Below are 13,073 nucleotides of genomic sequence, written 5' to 3' on the forward strand. Positions count from 1 at the left end.
GCGTTTATTTTCCTGTCCGCGCCGCGTCGGCGGGGGAGGGGTTTTTGGTGTTTTCGATACTATACGCTGATGGGGCGCGGGACCGGCGCAGCGTTGGCCGGGCCGAATTCGCGCGTTGGCCCGGTGCGGCGGCGGGTCGTTGGTGTAGTTGATGATTGTCGCCCACCGTTGCAATGAGTATAATGAGAGTGATTCGCATTTACCTATTGGGTGGTGCACATTTCCCGTAAAACAAGCCAGGTGCGGTTCCCAGCCAGTGACGGATTTTTCACGCTTCAGGAGCCGCAACATGTCCCGCCGTATCCCTTTGTCCGTCCCGCCCTACCGTCGCAGCGCATTGCGCCGGCATCCCCTCGCGCTGGCGCTGGCGCTGAGCCAGTCCGGCATGGCGCTGGCCGCCGCGCCGGAAGAGGGCGGCGGCGCGCCGCTGACGATGCCGGTGGTGACCGTTACCGGGGCGTCGGAACCGGGCTACGCGGCGCGCCGCAGCGCGTCCGCCGCCAAGTTGGAACTGACGCTGCGCGAAACGCCGCAGTCGGTATCGGTCGTCACGCGCGCGAAGATGGACGATTTCAAGCTCAGCAACGTCAGCGAGGTGTTGCTCAACACCACAGGCGTCACGGTGGAGCAGTTTGAAACGGACCGCGCCTATTTCACCTCGCGCGGCTTTGACATCACCAATTTCCAGTACGACGGCGTCGGCCTGCCCGCCGTGTTCGGCAACCTGAATGGCGACGTCGACACGCTGCTGTACCAGCGCGTCGACGTGGTGCGCGGCGCCAACGGGCTGATGTCGGCCACCGGCAACCCGTCGGCCACCGTCAACTTCATCCGCAAGCGCCCCAGCGCGCAATTGATGGCGTCGGCCAGCCTAACGCTGGGTTCCTGGAACAAGCGCCGCGTCGAGGCCGACGTGTCGGCGCCGTTGAACGCCAGCGGCAGCGTCAGCGCGCGGGCGGTGCTGGCCAGGCAAAGCAACGACTCCTACCTCGACCGGTATTCGATGGACAAGGCCGTCGCCTACGGCATCGTCGAGGCCCGTCTGGCGCCGCGCACCCTGCTCAGCGTCGGCCACAGCCACCAGACAAACAAACCGGTCGGCAACTTGTGGGGCGCGCTGCCGATGTACTACAGCGACGGCAGCCCGACCCGGTATCCGGTCTCGGCCAGCACCTCGGCCGAGTGGTCGAACTGGCGGACCGAAACCGGCGCCACCTTCGCCGAGCTCAGCCACCAGTTCGACAAGGGCTGGAGCGCCAGGGGCAGCCTGGCCCACAACACCGCGACGTCGAACTCCCAGCTGTTTTACGTCTACGGCACGCCGGACAGGGCCAGCGGCACCGGCCTGTTCGCCTATCCGTCGCGCTACGCCGCGCATGTCCGCCAGAGCCTGCTCGACGTGTCGGCGACCGGGCAGTTTGCGCTGGCCGGGCGGCGCCACGACCTGAGCGTCGGCGCCAGCCTGTCGCGCTCGACGCTGGACGACGTCTCGCACTACGGCGTCATCGGCGCGCCGTTGAGCGAGCGGCAGGCGCTCGGCGGCGGCTATCCCGAACCGCTGTTCAACGCCTCCAGCGACGGCAGCGAAGTCGAGGACAAGCGCCGCGGCGCCTATGTCGCGGCGCGCTTCAACCTGGGCGACGACGTGAAACTGCTCACCGGCGTCAACGCGACCAAGGCCGAATCGCGCGGCACGGCGTACGCGGCGAACCATGCCAAGTCGGCCAGCAAGACCACGCCGTATCTGGGCGCCGTGCTGGACATCGGCAACAACGCCTCCGCCTACGCCAGTTACACCGAAATCTTCAACCCGCAAAGCGAAGTCGACATCGCCGGCAAGACGCTGGCCCCGGTCATGGGGAGCACCGCCGAATTGGGCCTGAAGGGCGAGCTGTTCGAGCGCAAGCTGAACCTGTCCGGCGCCGTCTTCCAGACCAGGCAGAGCAACGCCGCCGAGCAGGCCGGCGTCATCGGCGCCAGGGCTTACTACCGCGGCATCAAGGCCGAGTCGCGCGGCGTCGACCTGGAGATGTCGGGCGAGCTGGCAAAAGGTTGGCAGAGCAGCGCCGGCTACACCCGCTTGTCGATCGAGGACAATGACGGCGCCGCCGCCAAGACCTATCTGCCGCGCAAAATGCTGCGCCTGTCGAGCACCTACCGCGTCCCGTTTTTCACGCCGCTGAAGGTCGGCGCCACGCTGAACTGGCAGAGCGCGATCGAGCGCAAGCAGGAGCAGCCCGGCGTCGTCACGCGCCAGGGCGCCTACGCCGTGCTGGGGCTGATGGCGCGCTACGAGATCGACCGCAAGCTGAGCCTGGCGCTGAACGCCAACAACGTCACCGACAAGCGCTACATCAACAGCCTGTACTGGGCGGCCTCGTACTACGCGGCGCCGCGCAACGCCAGCGCCACCTTGAGCTGGCAGTACTGACATGGCGGCGCTGACTCCATTGCGGCCCGTGCTGGTCCTGCTGCACCGCTGGTTCGGGCTGGCGGCGGCGATTTTCCTGTTCATCGCCGGCGCCACCGGCGCGGTGATCTCCTGGGACCACGAGCTTGACGCCTGGCTCAACCCGCAACTGTTCGACGCCCGCAGCGCCGGCGACGCCGGGGCGCAAATGTTCGGCGTCGACCTGGCGCGCCAGGTCGAGCGGGCCGACCCGCGCGTGCGCGTCGGCTACGTGCTGACCGCGGTCGAGCCGGGCCACACCTCGCTGCTGCAGGTCGAGGGCCGCATCGACCCGGCCACCGGCAAACCGTTCGAGCTGGGCTTCAACCAGATCGCGCTCGACCCGGTCACCGGCCGGGAGCAGGGCCGGCGCCTGTGGGGCGAGATCGGCCTGAACCGCGAAAACCTGCTGCCCTTCCTGTACAAGTTGCACTACACGATGCATATTCCCGAGGGCTGGGGTATCGAATTGGGCGTCTGGCTGATGGGTATCATCGCCGTGGTCTGGGTGGCCGATTGCCTGATCGCGCTGTGGCTGTCGTTTCCGAACTGGCGCAGCTGGCGCAAGTCGTTCGCCTTCCGCTGGCGCCAGGGCGGCCACAAGCTCAATTTCGACCTGCACCGCTCCGGCGCCGTCTGGGTCTGGCTGTTGCTGCTGCTGTTGGCGGTGACGTCGGTGTCGATGAACCTGAACCGCCAGGTGATGCGCCCGCTGGTCGAGGCGTTGTCGACGTTGACGCCAAGCGCCTTCGACAGCCGCCAGCAGCAGCCGCCGGAGCGGCCGATCGAGGCGCAAGTGAGCCGCGAGCAGGTGATGGCGCTGGCGCGGGCCGAGGCGCGGCGGCGCGGCTGGACGCTGCCGGCCGGCGGCGTGTTCTACTCGTCGGCGTTCGGCCTGTACGGCGTCGGCTTCTTCGAGGCCGGCAACGACCATGGCGACGGCGGCCTGGGCAACAACTGGCTGTATTTCGACGGCAAGGACGGCAGCGCCGCCGGCGCCAGCGTCCCCGGCACCGGCAGCGCCGGCGACATTTTCCTGCAGGCCCAGTTTCCACTGCATTCGGGGCGCATCATCGGTATGCCCGGGCGCATCATGATCTCGGTGATGGGCGCGCTGGTGGCAATGCTTAGCGTGACCGGACTGCTGATCTGGCTGCGCAAGCGGCGCGCCCGCACGGTCGCGGCGCGGACACCGCGCGCCAGCGGCAACGCTGGCATGTCGTCCCGATCGCTTGGCTGATCCCTTTATACAGGCGAAGGGCACGCCGCGCCGGCGCGCCGCCCGCGCCAGTGAAAGCTGACTGAAAGGTAGTTGACAGCGGCTTGCAAGAAACGGCGTCCGGCGCGGCCGCCGCCGCTCGCTATTCCAAAAAATCCGTTCTAGACTGCGCTCAAGTCGGGTGCCAAGCTGCCACACGCCGCCGACCCGTCCGCCGCATCGGCGCGGCCGGGCCGGCGGCACCGACGGGATGTCGGCCGGGCGCTCAACAGCGCATCGGTTTCACTACAACAACACGGGCGACCTGATCGCCCGAATGGAGAGATGGAAAATGAACAAGAAGAATCTGGCGGCGGCAGCGTCCGTCCTGGCCGTATCCGCGCTCTGCGTACAGGGCGCGCAAGCGCAATCGAGCGTGCAGGTCTACGGCCGCCTGAACGTCGACGTCGAGCATATCAGCTTCAGCAAGCCGACCGGCGCCACCTCCGGCGACGTGACCCGCTTGTCGAGCAATTCCTCGCGGCTGGGCTTTCGCGGCGTCGAGGCGCTGGGCGACGGTTTGAAGGCCATCTACCAGATCGAGGCCTCGGTCGGCGTCGACTCTGGCAGCGGCACGCTGGCCGGACGCGACACCTTCGTCGGCCTGGAGGGCGGCTGGGGCAGGCTGCGGCTGGGCTTTTTTGACGACGTCTTCAAAGGCATGGGCGAATACACCGACCGCTACAAGGGCACCGGCATCGGCAACGACGCCACCATCGCCACGCTCGGCGGCGGCGGCGGTGGCTTCACCCGCACCCAGGTCAATTCGCTGCGCTACGACTCGCCCACCGTCAACGGCTTCAAGGGCGAACTGCAGTACGGCCTGGAGGACGAGCAGCACGGCGGCAAGACGGCCTTGACCGCGGCCGCCTCGTACAGCCGGGGCAAGCTCAAGCTTGGCGCCGGGCTCGGGCGCCACGACAACTTCCTGCCGGGCCGCCACGACATGGCCTACCGCCTCGGCGCCAAGTACGACTTCGGCGTCGTCGACGTGGCGGGCGGCGTGACGCGCCTCAGCTACCAGCTGGCCAGCGGCGACGTCACGCGCGACTACTGGACCGTCTCGCTCGGCTACAAGGTCGGCGCCGGCGTGCTCTCGGCCAAATACGGCGCCGCCGGCGACGGCCGCGGATCGGCGCCGGACGGCGCCACCACCCAGGTCGGCAGCGACGGTGCGCGACTCGTCAAGGGGCCGCGGTCGGGGGCGACGACGTATGTGCTCGGTTACGAGCATAATCTGTCGAAACGCACGCAACTGTATGCCTACGCCACCCGCATCGCCAACGAAGCCAGGGCGAACTACCGCTTCGGCACCAACGGCTTGAATTCGGCGGCCGCCGGCCCGGGCGCCAGCCCAACCGGCTGGGTGATGGGCATGAGCCACGATTTCTAGGGTTTCGACACCGCGTGCAGCTGGCGCCGCGGCCGCGGGCGTGGCGGGGGCGGGCGGCGAAAACGAGTTCGCGCCGGCAACGGCGGTGCGCAAGTCGACCTACCTCGGCGGCTTTTACGGGTACACCGCGATCGGCGGCCCGGCAGCCTAGGCGGCGACGACGTCCAGTTGCCGCCCCAGCGCCTTCATGGCCTCTTCGATGCGGTCGATTTTGGTCGCGTGCGCCGGATTGATCAGGCGGTTCACTTCCTGGCGGTTGGTGTCGAGGCGCCGCGCCAGCTCCGACGTCGTCACCGCCTGCGTCAGCATTTCGTTGAGCAGCAGTACCTTGGCGGCGACGCTGATCGGCAGGTCCACCAGGCGCTCGCCCTTGCGCGGCGGCGAGGGCAGCGGCACCGGCCGCTTTTCGTCGAAATAGACGCGGATCGCCTCGCAGAGTATCTCGCGGGCCATGAACATCGCTTCGGCGTGGTCGTCGCCCTGGGTCATGGCCTCGGGAATGTCGCGGAAGGTGACGACGTAGCCGCCGGCGTCGGCGGTGAGGGTGGCAGCGTATTTCATAGACAGGGTTCCTTGTGGCAGGGAAGAACCGGGGCGGCAACGGCCACCGGTTCGCTCATCGGCGTCCAAGCCGCGGTGCAGCGTCGGCGACGCGCCCGCGGCCCGAACCAGGAAAAAGGCGCTTTGCTAGACTACGATTCATGCCATCAGTGTAGCCAGATTTTTGCCAATGTCCGAGTGTTCCTTTGATGAAGCTTGGCTGAAACTGCCACGTCCGCGGGTTTTCCGCGCGACCTTTGACGGCGCTCAATTGGCGCGACGGCGAATGCGTCGAACAGGCCGCCGGGCGGCGCGCGCCACAGCGGCCGGGCTTAGCAGCGGGTTCAGGCCAGCAGCGGCGTCGGGGCGCGCTGGCGTACCAATTGGGCGAACTGCGCGGCCGGTACCGCCGGACTCAGGTAATAGCCCTGCAGTATGTCGCAGCGGTTCTCCTGAAGGAAGCGCAGCTGCGCCGCCGTCTCCACGCCCTCGGCCACGACCTCCAGGCGCAGGCTGTGCGCCAGCGCGATGATGGCGGCGACGATGGCGGCGTCGTCGGCGTCCTGCGGCAGGTCGCGCACGAAGGAGCGGTCGATCTTGATGATGTCGACCGGGAAGCGCTTCAGGTAGGACAGCGAGGAGTAGCCGGTGCCGAAGTCGTCGATCGACAGGCGCACGCCGAGCGCGCGCAGGCGGTGCAGCGCCATCAAGGTGTCCTGCGCGTATTCCATCAGCGTGCTTTCGGTGATTTCCAGCTCCAGCAGGTGCGGCGCCAGGCCGGTGTCGGCCAGCGCCGCCTCGACCGAGGCGGCGAAGTCCTTCTGCAGCAACTGGCGCACCGACAGGTTGACCGCCACGCGCATCGGCGGCAGGCCCTCGGTGATCCATTGCTGCAACTGGGCGCAGGCGGTGCGCAGCACCCAGTCGCCGAGCGGATTGATCAAGCCGGTTTCCTCGGCCAGCGCGATGAACTCGACCGGCGAGACCATGCCGCGGGTCGGGTGCGGCCAGCGCACCAGCGCCTCCATGCCGATCACGCGCCCGTCGGCCAGCCTGGCCTGGGGCTGGTAGTAGACCTGCAACTGGCGGTTTTCGAGCGCGTGGCGCAGGTCGCTCTCCAGGCGCACGTGCTCGGAGATCAATTGCGCCATCGACGCTTCGTAAAACTGGAAGCCGGTGTTGGTCTTCTTGGCGCGGTACATGGCGCTGTCGGCGTGCTTGACCAGCGTGGCGACGTCGCCGCCGTCGCGCGGATACAGGGCGATGCCGATGCTGCTGGTGACGAAGATGTCGTGGCCGTCGATCTGGTACGGCGCCGCCAGCGCGCGCACGATGTGCTGCGCCGTCGCGGCCGCCGCGGCCGGGCCGTCGATCTCGCCCAGCACCACGGTGAACTCGTCGCCGCCCAGGCGCGCCACGGTGTCGCCGGCGCGCACGCAGCGGCGCACGCGCTGCGCCACCGCCACCAGCAGGCGGTCGCCGACGTCGTGGCCGAGGTTGTCGTTGACGTATTTGAAGCGGTCCAGGTCGAGGAACAGCACCGCCAGCTGGGCGTCGGCGGCGCCGGCCTGGGCGATGCCGCCGGCCAGCAGTTCGAAGAACAGCGTGCGGTTGGGCAGCCCGGTCAGCACGTCGTTGTAGGCCAGGTGGCGGATGCGCTTCTCGGCGCGGTTGGCCTCGATGATGCGGCGCACCCGCTGCGACAGCACGGCGTAGTGGATCGGTTTCGGGATGTAGTCGCTGGCGCCGGCGGCGAAGGCGCGCTCGACCGAGGCGTTGTCTTGCAGCGCCGTGATCATCAACACCGGCACCGCGCTGCCGCCCGGCAGCGCCTGCATGCGCGCGCAGGCGCTGAAGCCGTCCATCACCGGCATCACCGCGTCCATCAGGATGACGTCCGGCTGGAAGTGCGCCAGCAGCGCCAGCGCCTGGGCGCCGTCGGCGGCCTCTTCGACGCGGAAGCCGTTGCGCTGCAGCGTGTGGCGCAGCGTGCTGCGGGTGCTGCGGTCGTCGTCGACGATCAGCACCAGCGCCTGCTCCTCGGGCGCGGCGGCGGCGTCGTGCAACTGCGCCGCCATTTCCAGCGCCAGGAAGGTGGCCACCTCGTCGTAGGCGGCGCGCAGCGGCGCCAGCAGCGGGGCGATGTGGCCGCCGCGCCGGCCGATCGCCAGTTGCTCGGCCTGGCCGGCCAGTTGCGCCAGTGTCGCCGCGCCCAGGTTGCCGGAGGCGCCCTTGAGGGCGTGCGCGCTGGCGCGGGCGGACTCGCCGTCGCCGTCGCGCACCGCGCGCTCCAGTTCCAGCAGGTAGCCCGGCGCGTCTTCCAGGAACGGCTCGACCGCCTGCGGCAGGGCGGCGCCGAGGAGCTCGCGCAGCTTGTCGAAGACGGCGCGGTCGACCGGGCCGGCGCCGGCCGGGGCGTCGGCGCCGGCGGCGTCGTCTTCAGCGTGCGCCGGCGCGGCGGCGGCCGCCTGGCCGCGCGGCAGCCATTTGTCGAGTTTTTGGCGCAGTTCGGCCAGCGTGATCGGCTTGGCCAGGTAGTCGTCCATGCCGGCGGCCAGGCATTTCTCGGCGTCGCCGCGCTGGGTGTTGGCCGTCATCGCCAGCAGCGGCGTGCGCCGGCCCAGCGCTTGTTCGGCGGCGCGGATGCGGGCGGTGGCCTCGTAGCCGTCCATTTCCGGCATACTGCAATCCATCAGGATCAGGTCGAAGCGGCCGCGCTGGGCCGCCTCGACCGCCTCGCGCCCGTCGGCGGCGAATTCGCAGACGCAGCCGTTCATCGCCAGCATACCGCCGGCGACCATGCGGTTGGTGCGGTTGTCCTCGGCCACCAGCACGCGAAATTGCGCCGGCGCGGCGTCGGCCGGCGCCGCCGCGGCCAGCGGGTCGGCGGCGGGCGGGCCGGCCAGCAGCTCGGCCAGCGCGCCCAGCAGGCGGCGCTGGCGCAGCGGTTTGTTCAGCGTGGCGTGGCCGTCGGCGGCGGCGGCGCCGTAGCCGCCCAGCACCAGCAGTTGCGGCGCCGGCACGGCGGCGTCGATGCGCCGCGCCAGCGCGGCGCCGTCGCCGTCCGGGCCGGCCTCGACGACGAGCACGTGGTAGGGCTCGCCGGCGCGCGCCGCCGCCAGCAGTTCGGCCAGCGCCGCCTGGGGGCAGTTGCTGGCGAAGCAGGGCACGCCCTGCTGCGCCAGCGTCAGCTGGACGAAGTCGCGGACGATTTCGCTGCGCTCGACCAGCAGCACGCGCAGCCCGGCCAGCGCGGCCAACGGCGCCGGCGCCGGCGCCGCGTCGGCGGCCGGCTGGCAGCGCACCGTGAAGGTGAAGGTGGTGCCGGCGCCGGGCGCGCTGTGCAGGCCGATCTCGCCGCCCAGCAGGCCCACCAGTTGCTTGCAGATCGCCAGGCCCAGGCCGGTGCCGCCGTAGCGCCGGGTGGTCGACGGGTCGGGCTGGACGAACGATTCGAACAGGTGCTGCTGGGCTTGCGGGCTGATGCCGATGCCGCTGTCGCGCACCGCGAAGCGCAAGCCGCAACCGTGGGCGGCGTCGGCGTCAAGCCCGATCAGCACGGCCACTTCGCCGCGCTCGGTGAACTTGACGGCGTTGCCGAGCAGGTTGATGAGGATTTGCCGCAGCCGCAGCGAGTCGCCGCGCACGCGCTCGGGCACGCCCGGTTCGAACAGGTAGCCCAGGCCGAGGTCTTTTTGCTGGGCCTGGCGGGCCACCAGCTCGATGGCTTCCTCGACCAGCGTGCGCAGGTCGAAGTCGGCCTCCTCCAGCGTGACCTTGCCGGCCTCCATTTTGGAAAAATCGAGGATGTTGTTGATCAGCTCGATCAAGGTGCGCGACGAGGTCCAGGCGACGTCGACGCATTCCTGCTGGCGCCGGTTCAAACCCATTTCCTTGAGCAAGTCGAGCATGCCGACGACGCCGTTGAGCGGGGTGCGCACCTCGTGGCTGACGGTGGCGGCGAACTGCGCCTTGACCTGGGCCATGCTGACGGCGGCGTCGCGCGAGTCCTTCAACTCGGCCTCGCGCTGTTCCAGCACGCTCATCATCTGGTTGAAGGCGGACGCCATTTCGATCAGGTCGCGCGGCCCCTCCGGCGCGGCGCGCATGCCGGACTGGCCGGACTGGGCGCGGCGCATCAGCGCCGAGAGCGCGTTGAGCGGGCCGATCAGGTGGCGCGTCAGCAGGCGCAGCAACACCAGCAGGATCACCGCGAAAGACAGCGTGATGGCCAGGTTGCCCAGCAACAGCGACCAGGTCAGGCGCTTCAGCGTGCCCTTGCCGACCTGCACGTGGACGTAACCGATCAATTGGGCGTCGCGCTCCTGCAACTCGAACGGCGAGGCCTCGGCTTGGCCGCCGTAGACCGGGGCGCCGAACAGCCAGGCGTCGGCGGTTTCGCCGACCAGGCGGGCGCGCCCGGGCGCGGCGCGCGCCGCGGCGGAAAACAGCGCGCCCGGCTTGGCCTGCGCCAGCACCACGCGCTGGCGCGTGTCGCTGATTTGCAAGCCCTCGACGTCGGGGAAGGCGAGGGTGGCGGCGACCACCTCGCGGGCGTTCTCGGCCGAATGGAACAGCAGCGCCAGCGTGCTCTGGCGCGCCAGATTCTCGGCCACGCGCTGGCCCTGCTCGACGAAATAGTCGCGCATGCGCGCGCTCGCCTCCCACGAGTTCATCAGCGAGGAAAACAGCGCCAGGCAAATGATGGCGGCCGAGACGATGACGGTCAGCTGGCGCCGGAAGCCGGTACGGCGTAAATATTGTTGCAACATAGGTGCCGGGCTCGGAAATCGATGCTTACATCGGAGGTTGAACGGCAGCGGCATCGGGCGTCAGGGTTGGGGGAAGACGACGTCGAAGTTGCGCTGTTGCTGCTGGCCCAGGTTCAGGCCGATATGGTTGGCGGTGCGCAGGTTGATCGCCGAGTGCAGCTCGCGCAGCGGCACCACGCTGCGGCGGCGGCCGTCGCCGGCGATCACCCCCAGCGCTGAGCTGGCCAGCGTGCGGCCCAGTTCCACGTTGTTGGGCATCATCGCGAACAGCGCGCCTTTTTTCACGTGCAGCACGTTGCTGGAAAAAATCGGCACGCCGCTGTTCCACGATTCGCGCAACACCAGCGGCAAAATCGTGGTTTCCTCGACGGTGGTGGTGTCGTGCGGCAGCCAGACGGCGTCGCGGCGGTTGTCGGCGGCGCCGATCAGGCCGGTGTACAGGCGCGCCGCCTCGGCCAGGTCGCCGGCGACGTGGGCCGACAGCTCCAGGCCCTGGGCGCGGGCGGCCTCGCGCCCCAGCTTGATCAGCCAGTCGCTCTTTTTCGGGTTGTAGACCACCACCACGCGGCGCAGCTCCGGCAGCAGCGCGCGCAGGCGCGCGAACAGCAGCGCCGGGTCGGGCGTGAGGCTGATGCCGGCGACGTTGTCGCTGTCCGACAGCAGCAGCACGCCGCCGACCAGCACCGTGATCTCGCGGTCCAGCGTGGCGGCCGCGTTCAAGCCCTGCCGCCCCAGCGCGATGACGACGCGGGTGCCGTTGTGCTTGAGGGTGGCGTTCAGCTCGGCGGCGTCGACCTTCGGCTCCAGCGCGTAGCTGCGCACGCGCAGCTTGGTGCGTTCCTCGATGCCCTGGATCATGCCGACGAAGGCGCTGCGGAAGGGCTCGTCGACGTTCGGGTACAGCACCGCGATGCTGCCGCCCTTGCCGATCGAAGCCTGCAGCTCGGGCCGGCGCAACTGGTCCTCGAGCTGGGCCAGCGTGACCGGCTTGAAGGCGGCCGGGCCGAACGCCGGCGCCTGGGCCGGGTCGAACACGCCGGGCAGGGCGGGCAGCGGGGCGAACGCCGGCAGCCCGGCGCCCTGGCCGGCGCCGCCCGGAAGCTCGATTTGCAGGCTGCGCGCCGCGGCGCCGCCGGGCAGGCCGGTGGAACCGGCGCACCAGCCCGGCGCCAGCAGCAGCAGCGGTAAATACAGCAGGGCGCGCGCAACGGCGGCGGCGAAGGTCGGATTCTTGTTCATTAGCGGTCTGGTGGGGTCCCTGGGACGCAAGTGCGGAGAGCGGTGGACGGGGCCATCGAGTACCGGTAGTAGTATAAGCTTGCTCTTGGCAAATTGAAAAGAACTTTGGCGTGCCGGAAAGCAATTATTGCCGCGCCCGCCAGGGGCTGTGGTTTCCGCCTCACGGTTCCTGGAAGACGAAGTCGAAGCCGCGCTGCTGGCCGGCGCCGATGCTCAGTCCCAAATGGCCGGCGGTGCGCAGGTTGATGGCGCCGCGCACCTCGCGCAGCGGCAGCACGCCGCGCCTGGGCGGCTCGGCGCCGAGCATGGCGATGGCCAGCCGGGCCAGTCCGCGGCCCAGTTCGGCGTGGTTCGGGTACAGCGCGAACAGCGCGCCCTTCTTGACGTGCAGGAAGCTGCTGGAGAAAATCGCCACGTTGCGGCTCCACGACTGCTTCAGCACGATCGGCAAGATGGTGGCCTCGTCGACGGTGGTCGGGTCCTGCGGCAGCCAGAGCGCGTCGCGGCGGCCGTCGGCGCCCGCCAGCGCGCTGTCGTACAGGCGCGCCGCGCCGGCCAGGTCGCGCGCCTCCAGCGCGGCCAGCTCCAAGCCTTGGGCGCGGGCGGCCTCGCGCGCCAGCTTGAGCAGCGCCTCGTTGTGCTGCGGGTTGTAGACCACGATGACGCGGCGCACCTCGGGCAGCAGCGCGCGCAGCTGGGTGAACAGCAGCGCCGGGTCGGGCGTCAGGCTGATACCGGTCAGGCGTTCCGGTTCGGGCACCGAGCTGACGCCGCCGACCACCACGCCGATGCCGGCGTCGAGCGCGCCGGCCGCCTTCACGCCCTGGCGCCCGAGCGCAATGACGACGCGGCTGCCGTGGCGCTTCAGCGCCGCCTGCAATTCGGCGGCGTCGGCGTTGGCGCCGACCGGATAGCTGCGCACGGCGACGCGGGCGTGCTCCTCGATGCCCTCGATGATTTCGGTGAAGACCTTGCGGTAGGGTTCGCCGATGTCCGGGAACAGCACGGCGATTGGCTCGCTGGCGGCGGGCGCCGGCCGGGCCGGCTCGGCCAACTGCGCCAGCACGGTCGGCGCGGCGCGCCGCAGCGTGGCGGCGGTGGCGTCAGCGGGCGCGCCGGGCCACTCGGGCGCCGCCGCCGGGCTGGCGCGCGCCGCGCCGGCCCACAAGCAGCCGCACAGACAGACCCGCAGCAGCGCCCGCCAGGGCGCCGGCGGCGGCGCCCGTCGGGGCGGCGCGGCGCGCGGCGCGCGCGCCCCTGTCAGGCGCGCAATCAATGCCCGCCTGGTCCGCACGGCCGCTTGGCCGCCCGGATAGCGCGCCGTGCGCAGGTTCGAATATGACTCATGATAGTTTCACGCTGCAATCAATAAGGCGCCCGCCGCGCCGTGGCCGGGCCGTTGCCGATCAAACGACGTAGCTT

Annotated in this window: 7 protein-coding genes; 3 read left to right on the plus strand and 4 right to left on the minus strand. The window is 69.9% G+C overall.

Annotated features, from left to right (window positions below):
• Positions 1 to 289: 289 nt before the first annotated feature.
• The 3 genes from JANGC3_RS0104045 to JANGC3_RS0104055 all read left to right on the plus strand — a co-directional run bounded on the left by JANGC3_RS0104045 (position 290) and on the right by JANGC3_RS0104055 (position 5,100).
• Positions 290 to 2,431, plus strand: coding sequence for a TonB-dependent siderophore receptor (locus JANGC3_RS0104045; RefSeq protein ID WP_232429649.1), 2,142 nt, complete (start codon positions 290 to 292; stop codon positions 2,429 to 2,431).
• A 19-nt stretch (positions 2,432 to 2,450) separates the two neighbouring features.
• A complete protein-coding gene (locus JANGC3_RS0104050; RefSeq protein WP_026132518.1) occupies positions 2,451 to 3,689 on the plus strand; it encodes a PepSY-associated TM helix domain-containing protein in 1,239 nt (412 codons plus the stop codon).
• 310 nt (positions 3,690 to 3,999) lie between these two features.
• Positions 4,000 to 5,100 carry a porin gene (locus JANGC3_RS0104055; RefSeq protein ID WP_017875206.1) on the plus strand — a complete coding sequence of 367 codons (1,101 nt, stop codon included), beginning with the start codon at positions 4,000 to 4,002 and terminating at the stop codon, positions 5,098 to 5,100.
• A 147-nt stretch (positions 5,101 to 5,247) separates the two neighbouring features.
• On the opposite strand, the gene JANGC3_RS0104065 is transcribed toward JANGC3_RS0104055, so the two are convergent.
• From JANGC3_RS0104065 to JANGC3_RS0104080, 4 genes are all read right to left on the minus strand, one after another.
• Entirely contained in the window at positions 5,248 to 5,661 is a 414-nt protein-coding gene (locus JANGC3_RS0104065) for a hypothetical protein (RefSeq protein ID WP_017875208.1), read from the minus strand.
• 323 nt (positions 5,662 to 5,984) lie between these two features.
• The gene (locus tag JANGC3_RS33490) at positions 5,985 to 10,412 is read right to left on the minus strand and encodes an EAL domain-containing protein (RefSeq protein ID WP_017875209.1); all 4,428 of its coding nucleotides are present in this window, start codon (positions 10,410 to 10,412) and stop codon (positions 5,985 to 5,987) included.
• A gap of 60 nt (positions 10,413 to 10,472) precedes the next feature.
• Complete coding sequence (locus tag JANGC3_RS28320; protein WP_017875210.1) at positions 10,473 to 11,651, minus strand: ABC transporter substrate binding protein; 1,179 nt, start codon at positions 11,649 to 11,651, stop codon at positions 10,473 to 10,475.
• A 160-nt stretch (positions 11,652 to 11,811) separates the two neighbouring features.
• Positions 11,812 to 12,927 carry an ABC transporter substrate-binding protein gene (locus tag JANGC3_RS0104080; protein ID WP_232429650.1) on the minus strand — a complete coding sequence of 372 codons (1,116 nt, stop codon included), beginning with the start codon at positions 12,925 to 12,927 and terminating at the stop codon, positions 11,812 to 11,814.
• Positions 12,928 to 13,073 lie beyond the last annotated feature (146 nt).

This window comes from Janthinobacterium sp. CG3 (assembly GCF_000344615.1).
Taxonomy (GTDB): Bacteria; Pseudomonadota; Gammaproteobacteria; order Burkholderiales; family Burkholderiaceae_D; genus Janthinobacterium.